Source organism: Mesorhizobium sp. Cs1321R2N1 (assembly GCF_037179725.1).
Taxonomy (GTDB): domain Bacteria; phylum Pseudomonadota; class Alphaproteobacteria; order Rhizobiales; family Rhizobiaceae; genus Mesorhizobium; species Mesorhizobium salmacidum.
The window spans coordinates 1-20,551 of sequence record NZ_JAPYKP010000108.1; the positions used below are offsets into that span (position 1 = coordinate 1).

Sequence of the window (20,551 nt, forward strand, 5' to 3'; positions counted from 1 at the left end):
GCGCGGGAACATCATCTGGTAGAGGATCAGCGTGTCCTTGCCGGGCGCGAACAGCTCCGAGAGTTTTATTTTCGCGGTCTTGCCTGACATATCCAGCCCATCGAACACATAGTCCTGCGGCACCAGCCCGCCCGGCGGCAGCGACCGGCGCGCCTCGGCCACGGCTTCCATGGCGCGGCGCAGCTCGATTTCCTTCTTCAGCAGCTTTTCGCGCGCGGTGCGGTATTTGGCGGATTCGTTGGGAAAGGTGATCATGATCGGCTCCTTCAAGTCGTGCCTGCGTCCCGGCAGGGTGCTCTACGACCCAAGGACGTTTCGCCGTAACCGGTTCCGACATTTTTACGCGCCCGCAACTGCCTCACCCCTTGACCCCGCCGGCGGTCAGGCCGGAGACGATCTTGCGCTGGAAGATCAGCACCAGCACCACCAGCGGCACGGTGACGATCACCGAGGCCGCCATGATGTTGCCCCACGGGATTTCGAACTGCGAATTGCCGGAGAGCAGCGCGATCGCCACCGGCACGGTCCGCCGCGCATCGTTGGAGGTGAAGGTCAGGGCAAACAGGAATTCGTTCCACGCGCCGATAAAGGCCAGCAGTCCGGTGGTCGCCAGCGCCGGCCACATCAGCGGCAGGAAGATGCGCGTGATGATGATCCACGGCGTCGCGCCATCGAGGATCGCCGCCTCCTCGACCTCGACCGGCAGGTCGCGGACGAAAGCGGTGAGCACCCAGACGGTGAACGGCAGCGTGAAGATCATGTAGGAGAAGATCAGCGCGAACAGCGAATTGTAGAGGCCGAACATCCGCACCAGCTCGAACAGCCCGGCCAGCACCGCCACCTGCGGGAACATCGAGACCGACAGGATGGCGAACAGCAATGCCGAGCGGCCGCGAAAACGGATACGCGCCAGCGCGTAGGCGGCGGTGACGCCAAGGAACAGCGAGAGCGCCACGACCGCGCCCGAGACGACCAGCGAATTCAGGAGGTTGTGCACGAAGGCGCCTTCGGCCAGCACGTTGCGATAATTGCCGAGGCTGGGCGCCTTCGGCCACAGATCGGCCTGGAACAGCGCGGTCCCCGATTTCAGGCTGGTGACGATGGCATAATAGAACGGGAACACCGCGATAAGAACGATCGCCCCGATCAGCAGATAGAAGGCCGTGCGCTTCAGGAGCCACATCTCAGCGGCCTCCTTCCAGGCTTATCCGGCCGATGCGGATGGTGAGGATGGTAAGCAGAGCGAGGATGAGGAAGAGCAGGGTCGAGGCGGCCGAGCCATAGGCGAACTTGTCGAACTCGAACAGGTTCTCGCGGGCGAACACCGACATCGACTTGGTGTGCGCATTGTTGGGCGTCAGCACATAGATCAGGTCGAAGATGCGCAGCGCATCGAGCGCCCGGAAGATCACCGCCACCATCACCGCCGGGCGGATCAGCGGCAAGGTCACCCGCCAGAAGATCTGCCAGGGATTGGCGCCGTCGAGCCTGGCGACCTCAATGATCTCGCGCGGCAGCATCTGCAGCGCGGCCAGGATCAGCAGCGCCATGAAGGGCGTCGTCTTCCAGATGTCGACGATCAGCACCGCCGCCATCGCCGTGTCGGCGCTGGCGGTCCAGGCGATCTTGTGGTCGATCAGCCCGAGATTGATCAGCACGACATTGATGATGCCGAACTGGTCGTTCAGCATCCACTGCCACATCTTCGCGGAGACGATGGTCGGGATCGCCCAGGGGATGAGGATCGCCGCCCTGACGATGCCGCGCCCTGGGAATTCGGCGTCGAGCACCAGGGCGACGACCATGCCGAGGATCGTCTCGCAGGTCACCGAAACCACCGCGAAGCGCACGGTGTTCCACACGGCGCCCCACCAGACCGGATCGAGAAGCAGCCCGTCGTAGATGACCCTGCCACTCGGCATGCGCAGCACCGAGACATAATTGGCGAAGCCGACCCATTGGCGGGCGTCGAGATCGGACAGCGAGGCATCGGTGAAGCTGAAATAGACCGTGCGCGCAAGCGGCCAGCCGGCGGCGGCGGCGAGCACCAGAAGCATCGGTGCCAGGAACAGCCATGCCGAGCGCACGCGCTGGCGCATCAGCCGCGAGCCAGAGCGCGCATCAGCCGAGTGCGCGCTCACCAGCCCTTGCCTTTCAGCCGGGTCAGCGTCGCCTCGAGGTCGGCCAGGTTGTCGGCGGCGCTGCCTTCGCCGGACAAGGTCTTGTGCACGGCGTTCCAGAACTGGCTCGACGCCTCGTTGTACTTGTTCCTGGTCACCGCCGAGGGTCGCGGCCCGGCATTGAGGAACACCTCTTTCCAGTGTGGAATGATCGGCTGTTGCCTGGCGATGTCGGCATCGTCATAGAGCGCCTGGATGGTCGGCAGGTTGGCGGTCTTCAGCGTGCGGTATTTCTGCATTGCCGGCGAAGCGATGAACTTGACCAGTTCGATCGCCGCGTCCGGGTGCCTGGAATATTTCGAGACCGCAAGGTTCCAGCCGCCGAGCGTCGCCGCCGGCCGGGCGCCCTCGCCCGTGCCCGCCGGCAGCGGTGCGACATCGAACTTGCCCTTGATCGGTGACCCCTGGCTGTTGCCCAGCGCATAGGCATAGGGCCAGTTGCGCATGAAGACCGCATTGCCGGTCTGCCACACGCCGCGCGATTCCTCTTCCTGATAGGCGAGCACGCCGGGCGGCGCGATGGTGCCGATCCAGGCCTTGGCCATGTCGAGCGCGGCCGCCGCTCGGGCGTTGTTGATGGAGATGGCGCCATCCGGCTCGACGATATGGCCGCCGCCGTTCGACACCACCCATTCGAACGCGTCGCAGGTCAGCCCCTCATAGGCATTGCCCTGGAAGACGAAGCCCCAGATATCCCTGTTGCCCGAGGCCCGCTCCTTGTCCATCACCAGACGGGCTGTGTCGCCCAGTTCCTTCCAGGTGGCCGGCACCTTGGCGCCGTATTTGTCGAGCAGATCCTTGCGGTAATAGAGCGCCGGCGCATCGGTGAAGATCGGCAGCGCCACCAGCCTGCCGTCGACGGTCTGCGACTGGATGATCGACGGGAAATGCTTGGCCACGACATCCCTGGTCGCCTCGGTCAGGTCGACGAACTGGCTGGCGAGCTGCGGTGCCCAGATGACGTCGGTCTGGTAGACGTCGACGTCGCTGTTGCCCGCGGCGAGCCACAGCCTGTACTGGCCGAACTGGTCGGTCCCGGACGACGGCATGGCGACGATGGTGACCTTGTTGCCGCTCTCTTTCTCATAGCGGTCGAGGATCTCGCGCAGCACCTTGATGCCGTTGCCGGTGTCGCCCGACACGATCGACAGCTCGACCGCGCGGGCCGAACCTACAGCCAGAACGGCAGCGACGCTCAACGCCAGCAATGCGTGGAAAACCTTCATCGGTGGATCTCCCTTGGCAGCCGGCGCACGGCACCGGCAGCCGGTCAGACCCCACCGTTCATTGAATGCGGAGCAGCGCTTTGGGTTCCCGAACAGGCCATCCCCGGTGGCGATGACGGCACCGATCAGCGTCGCTGGTCAGCCTTCCCAGGCGACGGGCCTCATGCCCAGCCGCTCGTAGAGCCGCACGGCGGCGGCGTTCTCGAGCGTATTGGTCTTGAGGTCGACATGGGCGGCGCCCCGATCACGAAAAATGGCGAAGGCGTGCCACATCAGCACCTCGCCGACCCCTTTGCCGCGCGCCTCGGGATGAACGGCCAAGTCCTTGACGAACGCCGAGGTCCAGCACAGTGCAACAGCCGCCAGCCGGCCCTTGGCATCGATGACGAGGAAACACAACGCAGGGTCGAATTCGGGGTCTTCCGAAATGCGCGGCCACCATTCGTCGAAAGGGCCGTCGGTGCCATCGTCGAACACTTCGCCCAGCAACGCATGCAGGGGCAGAGCGTCGCCATGTTCGAAGCAGCGCATGGCAAAGCCGTCCGGCCAGTGCGGCGCAACCAGCGTCTCATCGAGGATCTTGCGCAGCCGGATGTCGTTTGGAGCCGGCGGGCGCGGTTCGGGCATCGCGCTCAGGCGTCGGGCTGAAGACGCCCGCGCCTGCGGTCGACGCCGAGGCCGGTCGCCTCGAGCAGGCCCTTGCGCTTGGCGTCGAAATAATAGCCGGTCTGGTAGAGCCAGTCGGCCTTCTTGGCGTTGCCGTTCGACACCAGCCAGGCGCCGCGCAGATATTTGACCGCGTATTTGAGGTTGGTCTCGGCGTCGAACAGGCCCTTGGCCGGCCCGTCATAGCCCATGCCGCGCGCCGTCGCATGCTTGATCTGCATCAGCCCCCAATGGCCGTTATTGTAGGCCTTGGGATTGAAGGTGCTTTCGCGGTTAACGACATGGCGCACCAGATCCACCGGCACCTGGTAGAAGGCGGCGTATTTGACGATCAGCCGGTCGACGTCGCCCCGCATGCCTGTCGCATGCTGCTCCGGCTCGACGGGCGCCGACGGGAACTGCACCAGTGCGGCCGGGTTCTGCGGCACGATATAGGCTACCTGCTGCACGCCGGGCATTTTCTGGCCGCCCTTGGCAACCGCCGGCATGACAAGCCCGGCGGTCGTGTAGGTCCCGGCCGCCTCGATCGGCTGGCCGGCCTTGGACGGCGGCGGCGCCTGCCAGGCATTGGCGGCCATCACGGCGGGCACGGCCGGCGAGGTTGGGGTTGCCCCGGCAAAGGCGGCGGTCGCCGCGGCCGGCTGGACGGCCGGATCGAGTGCCGGCGTGGCCGGGCTCGGGATTAACTCAGCGGTCTGAACCGGTGTGATTCCGGAGGATTGCGGCAGCACCGAAACCGTGTCCGGCAGCGGCACGGTGAAGCCGGCATCGCTGCCTGCCGCGGTCGCGGTTTCGGTCAGGGACGGCGCGGCCTTCATCTGCGAGGTCGAGGTGCAACCGCTCATGCCGGCTGCCGCCACGATCACGCCGATGGCGATAAGGGTTTGTTTTGCTGGCAAGCCGCGCTCGGAGTCCGGTTTGTCGGGTCGTTAAGATTTCCCTTACACCAGCGATTCCTGGGTAGCAATCGGGGCCATCTGGTGGTTTTCGGGTGGCGGGACGCAGGCAGCGATGCCATATTGTTCCTGATATGTACCGGCGGGAATCCCGGATTCCGCCGCTTGGCGGAAAGGAGCGCAGCATGAAAACGGCATCTTCGATCACGGCTGGCCACGCAGTGTTAGAAACAGTGATCGGTTTCATGGGCATCGCCTGGAGTGAAAAGGGCCTGATCCGGCTCTGCCTGCCCGAACGCAGCCGCGAAGCGGTGGAGCGGCGGCTGATGCGCCACCCCGGCGTTTCCGCCTCCACGGCCCAGCCGTCATGGGTGGTCGAGCTGATCACCTCGATCAAGGCTTATGCCGCGGGCGAGGACGTCGATTTCACCGGCTTTCCCGTCGATCTCGACGGCATCGACGATTTCCGCCTCGCCGTCTACGACGCGGCACGAAAACTCAGCTATGGCGAAACCACCACGTATGGCGAACTCGCCAAGCGCGCCGGCCATGCCGGCCTGCCGCGCGAAACCGGTGCGGCCCTTGGCGCCAATCCGGTGCCGCTGGTTATCCCGTGCCACCGCATCCTGGCCGCCGGCGGCAAGATCGGCGGCTTCTCGGCGCCCGGCGGATCCGTCACCAAGGAAAAGATGCTGGCCATGGAAGGCGTGCGCGTCGGCCCGCCGCCGCCCGCGCAGGTGTCCTTCGGGTTTTGAGAGCAATTCCAGGAGCCGCTCCCGGGTGTGTTGAGATTCAGGTCAGGCCGAGCCGAAAACAGTGACTTTCGAGAACCGGAGCGGAGCGTACTCAAGTACGTGAGCACCGGAAGCGCAGAAAGTCGCTGTTTGCAGGCCGGCATCACCTGAATCTCAACACACCCTAATGGCGCCGGATGAACCGGTGCCTGAAACGCTCATTGTCCAGCCGCTTGCAGATATAGACCGGGCAGGACTTGGTATCGGCGCTCGGCACGTAGGCGCGCGTCCTCACCTCGCCCATGGTGCAGAACTGCTGGCTCTGCACATAGCGGTCGTAGAGCGGCAGCCCCGGTACCCGCGTCGACTGATAACGCAGGATGACCGCGCCTTGGCGCGCGATCGTCGACTGGACCTTGCCGCAGCGCATACGCATGGGGTCGTAGCGCGAGATCGCCTGCGCCTGGGCGGCCACCAGCGTGAGGCAGGCGGCAAGCAGGATGGTTTTCATGGTCCCTCCCCTCGATCCGCCGCCCAGGGACGGCACGATCTTGCGCCACGGTTTCACCAGATTGGGGCGGCCGTTGGGCGGCCCCGATCACGGCTTTTTCACGCAGTCTTGTTTTTTGTGCGAAAGCAGCCTATATCAGCCCCATTGATATTTCGGCCGATCGATCCGGGCCTCGCGATCTTCGCGTTTGCTGACGTCTATCTCCAAAATCTCGATGCACACCGGCTGGACTTCGGTCTGGTCATACCAAAGCAAATGTGAAGGACTATTTATATGGCAACTGGAACGGTCAAGTGGTTCAATGCCACCAAGGGTTTCGGCTTCATCCAGCCTGACAGCGGCGGCGCGGACGTTTTCGTCCACATCTCGGCTGTCGAGCGCGCTGGACTGTCGACCCTGGTCGAAGGCCAGAAGATCAACTTCGAGATCGAGCAGGACCGCCGCACTGGCAAGTCGTCCGCTGGTTCTCTGAGCAAGGCAGCCTGATTTTGAAAATGGCGCGCGCCGGACGAGAGTTCGGGGCGCGCGGCAAGTCACGGATGTACTGACGGTCGCGCGAGAAGCGCGCCGGAGTGGAAAGACCCGACAAGCTGGAACAGCAGATAGCTGCCAGCCCGGACCGGACGCTCCCGATCAGGCTACCGAAATGGGAAGGCGGGATTCATCCCGCCTTTTTATTTGTCTGGATTTTGGATGCCAGATCGCGCCCAACGGCGCGGGCGGTGGCATTATAGGCCCAATGGCGGCACCGTCATGACGACTTTGCCGCTCCCTCTTTCGGGGAGGCATATGACAAATTATCCTCGGCAATTCAGGCGAAGGCAGACACCGCCTTCTCAAGTAGTTGAGGGCACCCACTCGATCGGCACATGCCCCGCGTCCGCCTCCACGCGGCCGAGCCAGGCGGCCACCGCGGGATAGGCGTCGAGCTGGAAGCCGCCCTGCTCCGCCGTGTGTGTGTAGGCATAAAGCGCGATGTCGGCGATGCTGAACGCACCGGCGAAGAAGGCGTTGTTTTCCAGATATGTGTTCATGACGCCAAGCGCCTTGTTGCCGCGCTCCAGCGTCACCGCCAGCCGCTCGGGCGTGGCATCGGCGGCGCGTTCGGGAAAGGTCAGCAGCGCCTTGCGCACCGCGATATAGGGCTCGTGGCTGTACTGCTCGAAGAACAGCCATTGATAGGCGAGCCCGCGCTCGTATTTGTCCGCCGGCAGCAGGCGCGTGCCTTCGGCGAGATAGAGCAGGATGGCGTTGGATTCTGCCAGCCGCCGGCCATCGTCCAGCTCCAGCAGCGGCACCATCGCGTTCGGGTTCTTGGCGACGAAGTCGGCTTTGCGCGTATCGCCGGTATGCGAACTCACCTCGACAGTGGTGAAGGCGAGGCCGAGCTTGGCCATCAGCAGCCGCGGCTTGTAGCAATTGCCGCTATCGATCATGCTGTAGAGTATCATTGTGGTTCCCCGGAGCGCTGCTTCTGCGTGCGGATTATCGCAGCGGCGCCATCCTCAACCAGTGATTTCTTTTGGCGCGACCATCAACGCCGCTTATGCAACGGCACGACCTTGTTGTCGAAGCCCAGCAGCGCATCGACCGCAAGCGGCTCTTCGTTGAAGATGGTGCCGGCAAGCGCGGGACGCCCGAGAAGAAATCCCTGCAGCAAATCGACCCCACCTTCGAGCGCGACACGCAGGTGGGTGGGCTGCTCGATGCCCTCGACCAGCACCTTGGCGCCGCGGTCGTGCAGGCTGGACACCAGCGGGCGGAAGAAGCGTTCCGCGGCGGCGTGGCGGCAGAATTCCGCGAACCAGCCGCCATCGATCTTGACGATGTCGGGCTGAAGCAGGCTCACCCGCTCCTCGGTCGAATGGCCGGTCCCGAAATCATCGATGGCAATGCGGATGCCGTCGCGTCGCATTTCACGCACCAGCCTTGCCAGCAGCGCATCGTCCGCCGCCTGTTCGGTGATTTCACAGACCAGCATGGCGGGCGCCAGGCCGAGTTCGTCGAGATGCCGGCTCATCAGCCGGATCTCGGCCAGCGCCCGTCCAGCATGGGCGTTGACCAGTGGATTGTAGTTGAAGAACAGGTCGAGCCCCTCGACGCCGATATTGTGGAAATTCCTGAGATGCAGCACGCGGCACGTGGTTTCGACGAACAGCCGGTCCGAAGCCGCGATACTGTCGAAGAACATCCGTGGCGACCCCGGCCGGCCGGCGCGGTGCGGCTCGATCAGGCCTTCGACGGCCACCGGGTGCAAGCTGCTGCCGCGCGGGGCGTAGATCGGCTGATAGGCGCTGCGCAGGCGGAAGTCGCCATGGACGCCATATTCGATTCCGATCTCGTCGGCGAAGATCGCATCGCCCATGGTGCGCCGCCGCTCGGCGTTCATGGCGATACCCTGCGTCCGAAGGCTTTTGCGGGCCGCCCCTTGCGCGGCGTTACGGTGACGGGAGCGGACGCATGACTTGCGGCGGGGGCAGGTTCCGGACTGCTCTTTGCGAAAGCGCGGAAACTAGTCGGCGCCAGTTCGGGACGGGCCAGCACGTAACCCTGGACCATCGAGGCGCCCGATCGCTCGGCCAACTCCAGTTGCCAACCTTCCTCGATACCCTCGAACACGGTGCGGATGCCCTGGTCCTCGAAGCTCCTCACCATGGACGTCAGCAGCGCGAAACCAGCGCCCGATTCCATCAGTTGCGTGATCCAGTGCGCATCGAACTTGACGATGTCAGGGCTCAGCTCCTTGACGCGCGTGATGTCGGAATCGTCGGCGCCATAGTCGTCGACCGCGATCCGGAAGCCGTTGGCTCTGAGCGCGGCGACGAAGCCGTGCAGGGCCTCCTGCGATGCCGATCTCTGCTCCGTCACCTCGCAAACGACGCGGCCCGGATCGATACCGGCCTCGTGCAGTACCAGCCGCATGTCACGCAAGGCGTTGTCGACGATCGATCGCTCGGTGAACACCGACGGGTCGAAATTGACGAAGATCGATGCCTCCCGCGGCAGGCAGGCGCCGGCATTGAGCAGATGCAGTGTCCTGGTCAGCGCTTCGACATGCAGGCGGTCGGCCGCCGGACATGTCGAGAAGAAGGTCATCGGCGATTGCGGCTCGCCGTCGCGAAATGGGCGGATCAGCCCTTCGAAGGCGGCGACCGACAGCTTGCCCTCGTTGAAGGCGAAGATCGGCTGGAACGCGCTTTGCAGCGTATAAATGCCCCAGACACCGCTCGAGGTGCCGTCATCATGACGGATGATATGGGCAAGTCCGATGCTGCGTGACAAGGGTTCCTCGCTCCGCGACCAGGCGGAATTGAACGGCGATCCTGCCATGCAAGCCTCTACCGCCCGTTAATGAACTTATTGTTGCCGATCACGCCTCATTGACCGCGCCGTCCCACCTGGCCCAGCCGACAAGGCTTGCACTGACGGGAATGTTGCGACATGAGAAGCGCCGCGGCCGCTCCTAGCCGCGCCGATCCTTTGGAGAGACAAACGGTCATGGCCTTTCTTGCCGACACCCTTTCCCGCGTTAAGCCTTCCGCCACCATCGCGGTGACGCAGAAAGCCCGCGAGCTGAAAAATGCCGGCAGGGACATCATTGGCCTTGGCGCCGGCGAGCCTGATTTCGACACGCCCGACAACATCAAGAATGCGGCGATCGAGGCCATTCGCCGTGGCGAGACCAAATATCCGCCGGTTTCGGGCATCGTGCCGCTGCGCGAGGCGATCGCGAAAAAGTTCAAGCGCGAGAACAATCTCGACTACAGGCCCGAGCAGACCATCGTCGGCACCGGCGGCAAGCAGATCCTGTTCAACGCCTTCATGGCGACGCTGAACCCCGGCGACGAGGTCATCATCCCTCGCCCCTACTGGGTCAGCTATCCCGAAATGGTGGCGATCTGCGGCGGCACGTCGGTGTTTGCCGACACCTCGATCGACAACGGCTTCAAGCTGACCCCCGCGGTGCTGGAAAAGGCGATCACGCCGAAGACCAAATGGCTCTTGATGAACTCGCCGTCGAACCCGTCGGGCGCGGCCTATACGGAGGCCGAATTGCGCGCGCTGGCCGACGTGCTGTTGAAGCATCCGCAGGTCTGGACGCTGACCGACGACATGTATGAGCACCTGACCTATGGCGACTTCGTCTTCAAGACCATCGCCGAGGTCGAGCCCAGGCTCTACGAGCGCACGCTGACCATGAACGGTGTCTCGAAAGCCTATGCGATGACCGGCTGGCGTATCGGCTATGCCGCCGGTCCCGTCCAGTTGATCAAGGCGATGGACATGATCCAGGGCCAGCAGACCTCTGGCGCCTGCACCATCGCGCAATGGGCTTCCGTCGAGGCGCTCAACGGCCCGCAGGACTTCATCGCCAAGAACAAGGCGATCTTTCAAGGCAGGCGCGACCTCGTCGTATCGATGCTCAACCAGGCGCGCGGCATCACTTGCCCGTCACCGGAAGGCGCTTTCTATGTCTATCCGTCCTGCGCCCAGCTGATCGGCAGGAAGACAAAGGCCGGCAAGGTGATCGACACCGATGAGACCTTCTGCTCGGAACTGCTCGAGGCAGAGGGCGTCGCGGTGGTGTTCGGCTCGGCCTTCGGCCTCGGCCCCAACTTCCGTATCTCCTACGCCACCTCGGAGACGCTGCTGGAGGAAGCCTGCACCCGCATCCAGCGCTTCACGGCATCGCTGATCTGATCAGGTAAGTCCGAAACAAACCCGGTGTCACCGCTTTCGGCGTTACCGCCGGGTTTTGTCAATCCAGGCTCAGCACTCAGCCGCCATATTGCGCCGGCGTCACCGCTTCCAGCCAGTCGGCATGGATGCCGTCAAGCGCCTCCTGCATGGCGATGTGCGTCATCGCCGATTTCGGTGCCGCGCCATGCCAATGCTTCTCGCCAGGCGCGAATGAGATGACGTCACCGGCCCTGATTTCCTGGATTGGTCCATCCCATGTCTGGGCCAGGCCGGCGCCAGCGGTCACATAAAGCGTCTGGCCAAGCGGATGCGTGTGCCAGTGGGTGCGCGCGCCGGGCTCGAAACTGACCAGCGTGGCCCTGAGCCGCGCCGGCGCCTCCGTCTCGATGATCGGCGTCTGCAGAACCCGGCCGGTGAAGTATTTGTCCGGCGCTATGATGGTCGGCACGCTGCCGCAAGCTATGATCTTCATCGTCTGTCCCTGGAGCTGGTGGGAGCTGGCGAGACGCCGGTCCCTTGAAGTCAATGCATTCTCGGCCCGGATTGGCCCGGACGCAACCGGCCGGGTCACCTCGCTCGGACGAAGGCCTGATTTTTTCTTGACCACGAACCTTGCCCCCATGGGACCGCCGCGCTGCTTGCCGGCCGCTCGGTCGAACCGCTCGCGCTCAGCGCCTGAGCCGGCCAGCCCCACCGGCTCCTATTTTCCTTGCCCTCCCGGCAAACAAGTGGGACGATAATCGCGGGCAGGTCGAAACAGACCCACCCGCGACGGTCGAACAGGCCGGCCGCCGCTCAGGACCGATTGACCTTGGCCTGAACCATGAATGCCAGTCGGTCCCCAGGAAAAACGCCTGAGTGGAGGTCAGCCATGGGTAATCGCGCCGGAGGACGACGCACGGGACCGAAATGCATTGCCATAGTCGGTCCCTTCGCAAGCGGTAAGACGACACTTCTCGAAGCCATATTGGCCCGTACCGGCGCCATTCCCCGCCAGAACCCGGTTTCCTCTGGCAATACCGTTTCAGATCATTCGCCCGAAGCCCGCGCCCACGCCATGAGCGTCGAGGCGTCAATCGCCACCACCGAATTCATGGGCGAACAGTTCACCTTCATCGACTGCCCCGGGTCGATCGAATTCTCCTTCGAGGCCGAACCGGTGCTGGCCGCCTGCGATGTCGCGGTGGTCGTGGCCGAGGCCGACGAAAAGAAGATCCCCGCTTTGCAGCTCATCATGCGCAAGCTCGACGATCTCGGCGTGCCGCGCATCCTGTTCCTCAACAAGGTCGACAAGGCGATCGCGGGCGTGCGCGACACGCTGAAGATGCTGCAGCCGACAAGTGCCGCGCCGTTGCTTCTGCGCCAGATTCCGCTGCGCAAGGACGGCGTCGTCATCGGCTCGATCGATCTGGCGCTGGAGCGCGCCTACATCTACCGCGAATATGCCGAGAGCGAGGTGGCTCAGATACCCGGCGACGACAAGGCGCGCGAACTGGAGGCCCGCTTCTCCATGCTGGAGACGCTGGCCGACCATGACGATCAGCTGATGGAGCAGTTGCTGGAAGAGATCGAACCGCCCAAGGACGCGATCTTCGACGATCTCGCCGCTGATCTGCGCGACGGCGCGGTGACGCCGGTGCTGATCGGCACCGCCGAGAAAGGCAATGGCGTGCTGCGCCTCTTGAAGACGATCCGCCACGACGCGCCCGACATCGAGGCGACCCGCAAGCGGCTCGGCGCCCCGGACGGCAACGCGGCGGTGGTCCAGGTGATGAAGACCATCCACACGCCGCATGGCGGCAAGCTGTCGGTGTCGCGCATCCTGTCCGGCCAGGTCGCCGACAGCTCGGAACTATGGCTGCCCGGCGGCGACACCGCCAAGGTTTCCGGCATCTACAGGATGCTGGGCAAGGACCAGGTCAAGCTGACCGCCGCCAGGACCGGCGATACCGTGGCGCTCGGCAAGCTGGACGCAGTCAAGACCGGCCAGACGCTGACTTCGGCCAAGGGCGGGGCCAAACAGCTCTTCGACGTCGAGCCGCCGCAGCCGGTCTTCGCCTTCGCGCTGCGCCCCAAGGAGCGCAAGGACGAGGTCAAGATGTCGGCCGCCATCCAGCGCCTGGCCGAGGAAGATCCCTCGCTCAGCCTGCACCACAACCAGGACTCGGCCGAGACCGTGCTGTCAGGCCATGGCGAGATGCATCTGCGCGTCGTGCGCGAGCGGCTGGAGGGCAAGAACCAGATACCGGTCGAGGGCCATGCGCCGGCGGTGCCCTATCGCGAGACGATCCGCAAACCGGTGCAGCAGCGCGGCCGCCACAAGAAACAGTCGGGCGGCCACGGCCAGTTCGGCGATGTGGTGATCGAGATCAAGCCGCTGCCGCGCGGCTCCGGCTTCCAGTTCACCGACACCATCACCGGCGGCGTCGTGCCCAAAACCTACATCCAGTCGGTTGAAACAGGCATACGCGATTACCTTAAGTCCGGCCCGCTCGGCTTTCCCGTTGTCGACGTCGCGGTCAACCTGTCGGACGGCTCGTACCATGCGGTCGATTCCTCCGACATGGCTTTCCAGATGGCGGCCAAGCTCGCCATGAAGGAAGGCATGGCCGCCTGCTCGCCGGTGCTTCTGGAGCCGGTGATGAAGGTCGAGATCGTCACGCCGTCGGACGCGACGTCGAAGATCATCGCGCTGATCCCGCAACGGCGCGGCCAGATCCTCGGCTATGACGCGCGGCCCGACTGGCCGGGATGGGATGTCGTCGAGGCGACTATGCCGCAGGCCGAGATCGGTGATCTGATCATCGAGCTGCGGTCGGCCACTTCAGGCGTTGCCAGCTACCGGGCCGCCTTCGACCACATGGCCGAGCTGACTGGCCGTCTCGCCGACGAGGCGATGAACGCCAACGGCAAGGCCGCCTGATTTCGCCCGGTGGCCGATTTGGAATGCATGTGAAGCGCCCCCTTCGAAGGATCGAGGGGGCAAAAACCAAAAACGACGCCCGGGGGGCCGGACGCCGTTTTGTTTTGCGGACCGTTTTCTTGGGAGGAAAAACGGCAGGTCCGCCGCGTGCAAGATCGCCGCGCTTCGGCGGGAAAAGGTTCGGACGCGGTAGCCGCCTGAGCCCGGGTCGTCCGAGTGATGCCCCCATCTCCCGTCCGAACCACACCGCGTCCTATGATCCACTTAGCAGATGAGGGGTATCCTTGTCATGTTACCAGAGGTTACATGACACTGTTACGCGGCAATTCTGGTGAACTTTTCAGCCATCCCATTGGCATGCAGGCAACAAAAAAGCCGGATCAATGAAGATCCGGCTGAGTTTGATTGGAAGTGCCTGTTAAGGCTAACCTCCAGAGGGGAACACTCGAGGGCGCTAATGGGAGGAGAACGCGCCCAGGAGATGATCTATATATGTGCTCATCATGCCCAAGAAACAAGCATCTATTTTGCAACACACGCATGCAAAAAGGCACAGGCTGTGGTCCAACCCGTTTCAGAAGCCAATAGGACCAGCAGAATCGTGAAAATGAAGCTCGCTTTCAGGTCATTGTCGTCTCGAAAACGCCGATGCCGGCCGATTCTGCTCCCCAAATGCCGAAAAACACTGATGATGTGGAATGAGGCAGCAGCGGTTTAATTCAAAGGCAGTCAAGCGGAGATCAACCAATGCGCAGGTTTTCGGCGATTGCCGGCAGCGGCATTTTCCTGATTGCGGCCCCCGGCGTGGTCGCCGGGCTGATTCCCTGGCTGCTCAGCGCTCGCTGGGGCCTGCCATGGTCGCCCCTGCCCGGCCTTGTCTTCGCCGGCGGCGTGCTCATCGCCGCCGCCGCCGCCGTGCTGCTGCATGCCTTCGCCCGCTTCGCACTGGAGGGGCTGGGCACACCCGCCCCTGTCGCACCGACCGAAAGGCTGGTGATCGGCGGCATCTATCGCCATGTCCGCAATCCGATGTATGTCGCCGTGCTGTCGATCATTCTCGGCCAGGCGCTGCTGTTTTCGAGCTGGTCGATCGCCGCGTACGCGGCAATCGCGGCGGCTGCCATGGTGACCTTCGTCAGGCTCTATGAGGAGCCGACGCTCGCCGGCCGCTATGGCGCCGAATACGAAGCCTACCGCCGCAACGTACCGGGCTGGCTGCCGCGGATTACACCTTGGAAAGAATAGGCTCTGACCTTGGATCAGAAGGACCAGCTTCTGGCCTTGGCGATGATGAAGTCGCGGAACACGTGCAGCTTGGCCTGGTTCTTCATCGCGTCGGGATAGGCGAAATAGGTGTCGAAGGACGGCACCTCGGTTTCCGGCAGCAGCTGCACCAGGCCGGAATCCTTGCTGATCACATAGTCCGGCAACATGGCGATGCCGGCACCGCCCTGCACGGCGCGTTTGATCGACAGGATGTCGTTGATCTGCAGTGACGGCACGCGCTGGCCACTCTCGAAATCGCCGACCGTCTCCAGCCAGTTCAACTCCGACAGATGCGACGGCACAGGCAGGCCGAAGGTGACGATGCGATGGCTTCTCAACTCTGCGATCGAGCCCGGCTTGCCGTGCTTGGCGACGTAGGAGGGCGCCGCGTAGAGATGGAAATGCACGGTGAACAGGCGGCGCTGGATCAAGTCCGGCTGTTGCGGCTGGCGCAGCCGGATGGCGCAATCGGCCTGGCGCATGGTGAGGTCGAGCTCCTCATTGGCAAGGATCAGCTGCAGGCTGACTTCGGGATAGAGTTCGATGAACTCCTGCACCCGCTCGGTCAGCCAGCCGGCGCCGAGGCCGACGGTCGTCGTTACCCTGAGCACGCCGGACGGCCGGTCCTTGGTCTCGGTCAGCCGCGACTTGATGGTTTCCAGCTTCATCAGCACGTCATGCGCCGTGCGGAACAGCATCTCGCCCTGTTCGGTCAGCACCAGGCCGCGTGCATGGCGGTTGAACAGAGGCACGCCGACATCGTGTTCGAGCGCGCTGACCTGCCTCGATATCGCCGATTGCGACAGATGCAGGGTCTCGGCCGCATGCGTAAACGACCCCGCTTCCGCCGCAGCGTGAAACACGCGTAGCTTGTCCCAGTCCAACGCCATGATTTCCCCTCGTTCCGGTTGGCGTTTGAATGAAAAATCAGGCTTTTACACGGCGCTTCTAAGCCGATTTTCTAACAGTTTTGCGAGCCGCCTATTCCGCTGCCTCGCGATGCACCTCGATGCCGGCCAGATATTTTTCCGCTTCGAGCGCGGCCATGCAGCCGAGCCCCGCCGCCGTCACCGCCTGCCGGTAGATATCGTCCGTCACGTCGCCGGCGGCGAAGACGCCAGGCACGTCGGTGCGCGTCGAATCCGGTGCTGTCCACAGATAGCCGTTCGGCTTCTGCTTCAGCTTGCCGGCGAACAGCTCGACCGCGGGCGCATGGCCGATGGCCACGAAGACGCCGTCGACCTTGAGGTGGCTCTCGGCACCGGTCACGGCATGCTTGAGCTTCAGCCCCTCGACCGAAGGCGGCAGCGGTGCCTTGCCGGGGCGCCCGGTGATCTCGTCGACGATCGTGTCCCAGATGACGCGGACATTGTCCTTCTTCAACAGCCGCTCACGCAGGATGCGCTCGGCACGGAAGTCCGAGCGCCTGTGGATGACGGTGACGCTCTTGGCGAGGTTGGACAGATAGAGCGCCTCCTCCACCGCCGAATTGCCGCCGCCGACCACCGCGACATCCTTGCCGCGATAGAAGAAGCCGTCGCAGGTGGCGCAGGCGGAAACGCCGAAGCCCATGAAGTCCTGCTCGGTCGGAAGGCCCAGCCACTTGGCCTGCGCGCCGGTGGCGATGATCAGCGCATCGGCCGTATAGGTCGTGCCGGAATCGCCCTTGGCGCGGAACGGCCGCACATTAAGGTCGACCTCGGTGATGATGTCGTTGATGATGTCGGTGCCGACATGCTCGGCCTGCTTGAGCATCTGCTCCATCAGCCACGGCCCCTGGATCGGATCGGCGAAGCCGGGATAGTTTTCGACATCCGTGGTGATCATCAGCTGGCCGCCCTGCTGCAGGCCGGCGACGAGCATCGGCTTCAGCATCGCACGCGCGGCATAGACCGCCGCCGTATAGCCGGCCGGACCGGAACCGATGATGAGAACGGGCGCATGCTTGGTGATCATCTGGAGCCTCTGCGGGGCGGACACGGGTGTGCCTTGGAAAAAGACGTGGAATATCGCGCTTAATGTAAGGGCTGCCAGCCACGCCAGCAAGACGAACGGACCGTCGTCCCCGGAAAGCTTCGGCCCATGCGGATATTCGCGCGACGAGCGCTTTCGTTACCTCTCTAAAATCGCGTCGACGAGGGCTGGCTTCGCCACAAAAGTCGTTTAATTACAAAATCGCGAAAGATTCTTGCGCCACCGATCATCGAGAACCCCAATGCCCCTCAAGGCCGACCTTGACGCCATCGACTGGAAGATCCTGCGCGAGCTTCAGTCGGACGGGCGCATGACCAATGTCGAGCTCTCGAACCGCGTCGGCATTTCCGCACCGCCCTGCCTGCGCCGGGTCAAGCGGCTGGAGGAAGCCGGCATCATCCGCGGCTATCGCGCGCTGCTCAACGCGCCTGCGCTCGGGCTCGATGTCGTCGCCTTTTGCCTGGTCGGGCTGCATCACCAGGCCGATGCCGAACTGCGCATTTTCGCCGAGCGCACGCGCGGCTGGCCGATCGTGCGCGATGCCTGGATGGTGTCGGGCGAGTCTGACTTCCTGCTGCATTGCGTGGCCAGCGACCTCGGCAGCTTCCAGACCTTCGTCATCGAGGAACTGACCTCGACGCCGAACGTCGACACGGTGCGCACGGCGCTCACCATCCGCCGCGTCAAGGATGAGGGTTTGGTGTCGTTCGAACGCCCCTGAGGCCAGGCGAACGCCCGTGCGCTGGGCGAATTCCTTGCGTTCGCCACATCGGCGCCGCGTTGGTATTCGAAAGACGCCGGTATGCAAGGCTGAACGGCTCTGCCGGACTTCACTGCTCGACTGGGCGCTTGACTGGTTTCTCAAGCAATTCCAGGAAGGGTGTGTAACGGTTTTCCGCCCGGAATTGCTTGAGAACAGATGGCACGAGCAGCGTGAATTCCGAGATACTCCGCCATGGGAAGGGGACCATGACCCGTTTTGCAAGTCCGGTCTCGGCGCTCATCATCTGCGTGAACGAGGCCGACATGATCGGCCCGTGCCTGGAAAGCATCGATTTCTGTGCCGAGATCATCATCGTTGATTCCGGCTCGACGGATGGCACCGTCGAATGCATTGAAAGCTATATCGCAAAGGGCTATCCGATAACGCTGCTGCACAATGATTGGCCGGGCTTCCCCCGCCAACGGCAATTCGCGCTCGACCACGCCAACCAGCCCTGGTGTCTTTCGATCGACCCGGACGAGCGCGTCGACGACCGGTTGCGGCAGTCGATCGTGGCCATCACCCAGGCGGCCGGGGGCAAGGCCAGCGGATGGTACATGCGCCGCCGCGACTGGCTGAAGGGCTACGGCTATGCCCATCGCTGGGTGCTGCACAACAGGCTGCTCAGGCTTTTCCGCAGGGAAGGCGCCACCATGGATCTCACCGCGCGGGTGCATGAATCCGTTCGCGTGCCGGGCGAGACCGACACGATCGAAGACGGTGTCCTGCTGCATCGCCGTGAAATATCGGTCGAGGAGGATCTTGCCAGGGCCAATGCCTATTCCGGCCTCAAGGCGGTCACGCTGGTCGAGAAAGGCAAGAAGCCCGGCCTGGTGCGGCTGGTGCTATCGCCGTTCGGCAATTTCCTCAAATTCTACCTGGCCAAGCGCTACTTCCTGTGCGGCCGCCATGGCTTCGTCTACTCGATGTCGGTGATGATCTATTCCTTCGCCACCGAGGCCAAGCTCTACGAAGCCTCGCAACGCAACGACCAAGCGTAGGCCCTACGATCCGAGCGCGTCGATGGCGGCGAGCAGGCCGCCGAGATCGTGGTCGTCATGCAAGCGCCTGATAGCGAACCCGGGCTGAAGTGCCGCCTCACCATCGACCAGCCACCCCTGCGCAAGGCCCGCACATTGGCCCGCCTGCATGTCGGCCAGCTTGTCGCCGACCATCAGGGAGCGCTGGAGGTCAAGATCAAGGCGCCTGCCCGCCTCGATCAGCATGCCCGGATTGGGCTTGCGCATCGGATGATCGGCTACAGCGAGAGGCCCGACGCCCGCCTCGTGATAGGCGCAGGCCAGCACCATGTCGACGGACACGCCCTGCCCGCGCAGCAGGTCGAGCACGCGGCCGTTGACCGCTGCGAAAACGTCCCAGCCGAAATAGCCGCGCGCAATGCCGGACTGGTTGGTGACCATGACGACCGGAATTCCCGCCCGGTTGGCGGCGGCGATTGCCGGCAGCATCTGCGGCCTCAGCTCGATCTCGGCCGGATCGCTGGGATAGTCCGTGTCGACATTGATGGTGCCGTCGCGGTCCAGGAACAGCGCCGGCGACCGTGCCGGGAAAACCCGGCCGCCGATCCGCTCCACCCACAGGCCCGGTTCGGTCAATGGGTGCGGCTTCCCGATCCTGTCAGCCATTCGACAGGCGCGCTTCGACCACCTCGCACAGATAATGATAGAGGCACAAATGGCCCTGCTGGATGATCGGCGTCGAGGTCGAGGGTACGTTGAGCAGGATGTCGGTGAGCGGCTTCAGCTTGCCGCCGGTATCGCCGGTCAGGCTGACCACCGTCATATCCATCATGCGCGCCTGTTCGGCCGCGGCGAGAATGCTCGGCGAATTGCCGCTGGTCGAGATCGCCAAAAGCACGCCGCCTGCAGCGCCATGCGCTTCGACCTGGCGCGAAAACACCGTGTCGAAGCCGTAATCATTGCCCCAGGCGGTCAGCATCCCGGCGTTCGCCGGCAGCGCAATCACATTGTAGGCCTTGCGCTCCTTCAGGAAGCGGCCGACCAGTTCAGTGGCGATATGGATGGCGTCGCTGGCCGAGCCGCCATTGCCGCAGACCAGCAATGCCTTTCCAGAGGAAAGCGCCGACACGACAGCGCTCACCGCACGTTCCATCTCGCTGGTCAAATCCCGCTCGACCGTGGCAGTGATGGCGGCCGCCGAGCGGACCAGATAATCGTTCAATTCGGACATGAGATCCCTCAGTTGGTGGCGCTGCCGGCGCGTAGTTTGCCGATGGTGCCAGTGGTGCTCTTGCCGGCGACCAGGTCGACCAGCACGACGCGGCCGCCCGCCTTCTGCACCACATCGGCGCCGACCACGGTGTCGATCGTGTAGTCGGCGCCCTTCACCAGTATGTCGGGCAGAAGCGCCTCGATCAGCGCCAAAGGCGTATCCTCCTCGAACACCACCACGGCATCGACCGAGGCGAGCGCGGCGAGCACGCAGGCGCGATCATGCTGGTCGTTGACCGGGCGGCCCGGCCCTTTCAGCCGCCGCACCGAGGCATCGCTGTTCAACCCCAGCACCAGCCGGTCGCACTGGCTGCGCGCCGCGTGCAGCAGGCTGACATGGCCAGCATGCAGGATATCGAAGCAGCCATTGGTGAAGCCGACGCTCAGACCTTCCGCCTTCCATCCCGCCACCATGCGCGCGGCCGAAGTAACGTCAAGGATGGCGTCCTTGTGCGCGGT

The 20,551-nt window shown here is 63.8% G+C and carries 23 protein-coding genes; 7 read left to right on the forward strand and 16 right to left on the reverse strand.

Annotated features, from left to right (window positions below; translation table 11 throughout):
- From O7A61_RS22860 to O7A61_RS22885, 6 genes are all read right to left on the reverse strand, one after another.
- On the reverse strand, window positions 1–255 hold a 255-nt coding region (locus O7A61_RS22860; protein ID WP_337131729.1), incomplete at its 3' end, for a DUF899 family protein.
- Between the two features lie 103 nt (window positions 256–358).
- Complete coding sequence (locus tag O7A61_RS22865) at window positions 359–1,183, reverse strand: carbohydrate ABC transporter permease (protein WP_337131730.1); 825 nt, start codon at window positions 1,181–1,183, stop codon at window positions 359–361.
- A gap of 1 nt (window position 1,184) precedes the next feature.
- Window positions 1,185–2,099 (reverse strand): carbohydrate ABC transporter permease, encoded by a 915-nt coding sequence (locus tag O7A61_RS22870; protein WP_337131745.1) that lies wholly within the window; start codon window positions 2,097–2,099, stop codon window positions 1,185–1,187.
- Window positions 2,100–2,137: 38 nt separating this feature from the next.
- Window positions 2,138–3,406, reverse strand: coding sequence for an ABC transporter substrate-binding protein (locus O7A61_RS22875; RefSeq protein ID WP_337131731.1), 1,269 nt, complete (start codon window positions 3,404–3,406; stop codon window positions 2,138–2,140).
- A 138-nt stretch (window positions 3,407–3,544) separates the two neighbouring features.
- Window positions 3,545–4,033, reverse strand: coding sequence for a GNAT family N-acetyltransferase (locus O7A61_RS22880; RefSeq protein WP_337131732.1), 489 nt, complete (start codon window positions 4,031–4,033; stop codon window positions 3,545–3,547).
- Between the two features lie 5 nt (window positions 4,034–4,038).
- Window positions 4,039–4,971 (reverse strand): lytic transglycosylase domain-containing protein, encoded by a 933-nt coding sequence (locus O7A61_RS22885; RefSeq protein WP_337131733.1) that lies wholly within the window; start codon window positions 4,969–4,971, stop codon window positions 4,039–4,041.
- Between the two features lie 182 nt (window positions 4,972–5,153).
- Here O7A61_RS22885 and O7A61_RS22890 point away from each other — a divergent pair, with 182 nt between their 5' ends.
- A complete protein-coding gene (locus tag O7A61_RS22890; protein WP_337131734.1) occupies window positions 5,154–5,723 on the forward strand; it encodes a methylated-DNA--[protein]-cysteine S-methyltransferase in 570 nt (189 codons plus the stop codon).
- A 163-nt stretch (window positions 5,724–5,886) separates the two neighbouring features.
- On the opposite strand, the gene O7A61_RS22895 is transcribed toward O7A61_RS22890, so the two are convergent.
- A complete protein-coding gene (locus O7A61_RS22895) occupies window positions 5,887–6,213 on the reverse strand; it encodes a hypothetical protein (RefSeq protein ID WP_337131735.1) in 327 nt (108 codons plus the stop codon).
- Window positions 6,214–6,486: 273 nt separating this feature from the next.
- Between O7A61_RS22895 and O7A61_RS22900 the strand changes: the two genes are divergently transcribed.
- Complete coding sequence (locus tag O7A61_RS22900; protein WP_015316174.1) at window positions 6,487–6,699, forward strand: cold-shock protein; 213 nt, start codon at window positions 6,487–6,489, stop codon at window positions 6,697–6,699.
- Between the two features lie 350 nt (window positions 6,700–7,049).
- Here O7A61_RS22900 and O7A61_RS22905 read toward each other — a convergent pair whose 3' ends face one another.
- The 3 genes from O7A61_RS22905 to O7A61_RS22915 all read right to left on the reverse strand — a co-directional run bounded on the left by O7A61_RS22905 (window position 7,050) and on the right by O7A61_RS22915 (window position 9,495).
- Complete coding sequence (locus O7A61_RS22905) at window positions 7,050–7,664, reverse strand: glutathione S-transferase family protein (protein ID WP_337131736.1); 615 nt, start codon at window positions 7,662–7,664, stop codon at window positions 7,050–7,052.
- 83 nt (window positions 7,665–7,747) lie between these two features.
- On the reverse strand, window positions 7,748–8,602 hold the full coding sequence (locus O7A61_RS22910) for an EAL domain-containing protein (protein WP_337131737.1): 855 nt from the start codon (window positions 8,600–8,602) through the stop codon (window positions 7,748–7,750).
- Window positions 8,599–9,495 (reverse strand): EAL domain-containing protein, encoded by an 897-nt coding sequence (locus tag O7A61_RS22915; RefSeq protein WP_337131746.1) that lies wholly within the window; start codon window positions 9,493–9,495, stop codon window positions 8,599–8,601. Before O7A61_RS22915 ends, O7A61_RS22910 begins: the two co-directional genes overlap by 4 nt.
- A 216-nt stretch (window positions 9,496–9,711) precedes the next feature.
- Here O7A61_RS22915 and O7A61_RS22920 point away from each other — a divergent pair, with 216 nt between their 5' ends.
- Window positions 9,712–10,914: a pyridoxal phosphate-dependent aminotransferase gene (locus tag O7A61_RS22920; RefSeq protein ID WP_337131738.1), complete on the forward strand. Its 1,203-nt coding sequence runs from the start codon at window positions 9,712–9,714 to the stop codon at window positions 10,912–10,914.
- A gap of 76 nt (window positions 10,915–10,990) precedes the next feature.
- Here the strand turns inward: O7A61_RS22920 and O7A61_RS22925 are convergent, their stop codons facing one another.
- Window positions 10,991–11,386: a (R)-mandelonitrile lyase gene (locus tag O7A61_RS22925; RefSeq protein WP_337131739.1), complete on the reverse strand. Its 396-nt coding sequence runs from the start codon at window positions 11,384–11,386 to the stop codon at window positions 10,991–10,993.
- A 399-nt stretch (window positions 11,387–11,785) separates the two neighbouring features.
- Here O7A61_RS22925 and O7A61_RS22930 point away from each other — a divergent pair, with 399 nt between their 5' ends.
- Both O7A61_RS22930 and O7A61_RS22935 read left to right on the forward strand, forming a co-directional pair.
- Window positions 11,786–13,837, forward strand: coding sequence for an elongation factor G (locus O7A61_RS22930; RefSeq protein WP_337131740.1), 2,052 nt, complete (start codon window positions 11,786–11,788; stop codon window positions 13,835–13,837).
- Between the two features lie 747 nt (window positions 13,838–14,584).
- Window positions 14,585–15,082: a methyltransferase family protein gene (locus O7A61_RS22935; protein ID WP_337131741.1), complete on the forward strand. Its 498-nt coding sequence runs from the start codon at window positions 14,585–14,587 to the stop codon at window positions 15,080–15,082.
- 14 nt (window positions 15,083–15,096) lie between these two features.
- On the opposite strand, the gene O7A61_RS22940 is transcribed toward O7A61_RS22935, so the two are convergent.
- Complete coding sequence (locus tag O7A61_RS22940) at window positions 15,097–15,993, reverse strand: LysR family transcriptional regulator (protein ID WP_027143277.1); 897 nt, start codon at window positions 15,991–15,993, stop codon at window positions 15,097–15,099.
- A 91-nt stretch (window positions 15,994–16,084) separates the two neighbouring features.
- Entirely contained in the window at window positions 16,085–17,059 is a 975-nt protein-coding gene (gene trxB / locus O7A61_RS22945) for a thioredoxin-disulfide reductase (RefSeq protein ID WP_337131742.1), read from the reverse strand.
- A gap of 259 nt (window positions 17,060–17,318) precedes the next feature.
- On the opposite strand from trxB, the gene O7A61_RS22950 reads away from it, so the two are divergent.
- Window positions 17,319–17,798 carry an Lrp/AsnC family transcriptional regulator gene (locus O7A61_RS22950; RefSeq protein WP_027143279.1) on the forward strand — a complete coding sequence of 160 codons (480 nt, stop codon included), beginning with the start codon at window positions 17,319–17,321 and terminating at the stop codon, window positions 17,796–17,798.
- Between the two features lie 248 nt (window positions 17,799–18,046).
- The gene (locus O7A61_RS22955; RefSeq protein ID WP_140505030.1) at window positions 18,047–18,841 is read left to right on the forward strand and encodes a glycosyltransferase family 2 protein; all 795 of its coding nucleotides are present in this window, start codon (window positions 18,047–18,049) and stop codon (window positions 18,839–18,841) included.
- A gap of 3 nt (window positions 18,842–18,844) precedes the next feature.
- On the opposite strand, the gene gmhB is transcribed toward O7A61_RS22955, so the two are convergent.
- From gmhB to rfaE2, 3 genes are all read right to left on the reverse strand, one after another.
- Complete coding sequence (gmhB, locus tag O7A61_RS22960) at window positions 18,845–19,486, reverse strand: D-glycero-beta-D-manno-heptose 1,7-bisphosphate 7-phosphatase (RefSeq protein WP_337131743.1); 642 nt, start codon at window positions 19,484–19,486, stop codon at window positions 18,845–18,847.
- Window positions 19,479–20,051: a D-sedoheptulose-7-phosphate isomerase gene (locus tag O7A61_RS22965; RefSeq protein ID WP_337108158.1), complete on the reverse strand. Its 573-nt coding sequence runs from the start codon at window positions 20,049–20,051 to the stop codon at window positions 19,479–19,481. Before O7A61_RS22965 ends, gmhB begins: the two co-directional genes overlap by 8 nt.
- A gap of 8 nt (window positions 20,052–20,059) precedes the next feature.
- Window positions 20,060–20,551 (reverse strand): D-glycero-beta-D-manno-heptose 1-phosphate adenylyltransferase (gene rfaE2 / locus O7A61_RS22970; RefSeq protein ID WP_337131744.1); only part of this gene is annotated, 492 nt, incomplete at its 5' end.

Bases quoted from the DNA above. Each gene is read 5' to 3' on its own strand.
- O7A61_RS22935 (WP_337131741.1), top strand. From the start codon at position 14,585: ATGCGCAGGTTTTCGGCGATTGCCGGCAGCGGCATTTTCCTGATTGCG.
- O7A61_RS22925 (WP_337131739.1), bottom strand. From the start codon at position 11,386: ATGAAGATCATAGCTTGCGGCAGCGTGCCGACCATCATAGCGCCGGAC.
- O7A61_RS22965 (WP_337108158.1), bottom strand. From the start codon at position 20,051: ATGTCCGAATTGAACGATTATCTGGTCCGCTCGGCGGCCGCCATCACT.
- O7A61_RS22955 (WP_140505030.1), top strand. From the start codon at position 18,047: ATGACCCGTTTTGCAAGTCCGGTCTCGGCGCTCATCATCTGCGTGAAC.
- O7A61_RS22910 (WP_337131737.1), bottom strand. From the start codon at position 8,602: ATGAACGCCGAGCGGCGGCGCACCATGGGCGATGCGATCTTCGCCGAC.
- O7A61_RS22900 (WP_015316174.1), top strand. From the start codon at position 6,487: ATGGCAACTGGAACGGTCAAGTGGTTCAATGCCACCAAGGGTTTCGGC.
- O7A61_RS22880 (WP_337131732.1), bottom strand. From the start codon at position 4,033: ATGCCCGAACCGCGCCCGCCGGCTCCAAACGACATCCGGCTGCGCAAG.
- O7A61_RS22875 (WP_337131731.1), bottom strand. From the start codon at position 3,406: ATGAAGGTTTTCCACGCATTGCTGGCGTTGAGCGTCGCTGCCGTTCTG.
- O7A61_RS22865 (WP_337131730.1), bottom strand. From the start codon at position 1,183: ATGTGGCTCCTGAAGCGCACGGCCTTCTATCTGCTGATCGGGGCGATC.
- O7A61_RS22905 (WP_337131736.1), bottom strand. From the start codon at position 7,664: ATGATACTCTACAGCATGATCGATAGCGGCAATTGCTACAAGCCGCGG.
- O7A61_RS22950 (WP_027143279.1), top strand. From the start codon at position 17,319: ATGCCCCTCAAGGCCGACCTTGACGCCATCGACTGGAAGATCCTGCGC.
- O7A61_RS22920 (WP_337131738.1), top strand. From the start codon at position 9,712: ATGGCCTTTCTTGCCGACACCCTTTCCCGCGTTAAGCCTTCCGCCACC.
- O7A61_RS22940 (WP_027143277.1), bottom strand. From the start codon at position 15,993: ATGGCGTTGGACTGGGACAAGCTACGCGTGTTTCACGCTGCGGCGGAA.
- O7A61_RS22870 (WP_337131745.1), bottom strand. From the start codon at position 2,099: ATGCGCCAGCGCGTGCGCTCGGCATGGCTGTTCCTGGCACCGATGCTT.
- trxB (WP_337131742.1), bottom strand. From the start codon at position 17,059: ATGATCACCAAGCATGCGCCCGTTCTCATCATCGGTTCCGGTCCGGCC.
- O7A61_RS22895 (WP_337131735.1), bottom strand. From the start codon at position 6,213: ATGAAAACCATCCTGCTTGCCGCCTGCCTCACGCTGGTGGCCGCCCAG.
- O7A61_RS22890 (WP_337131734.1), top strand. From the start codon at position 5,154: ATGAAAACGGCATCTTCGATCACGGCTGGCCACGCAGTGTTAGAAACA.
- gmhB (WP_337131743.1), bottom strand. From the start codon at position 19,486: ATGGCTGACAGGATCGGGAAGCCGCACCCATTGACCGAACCGGGCCTG.
- O7A61_RS22930 (WP_337131740.1), top strand. From the start codon at position 11,786: ATGGGTAATCGCGCCGGAGGACGACGCACGGGACCGAAATGCATTGCC.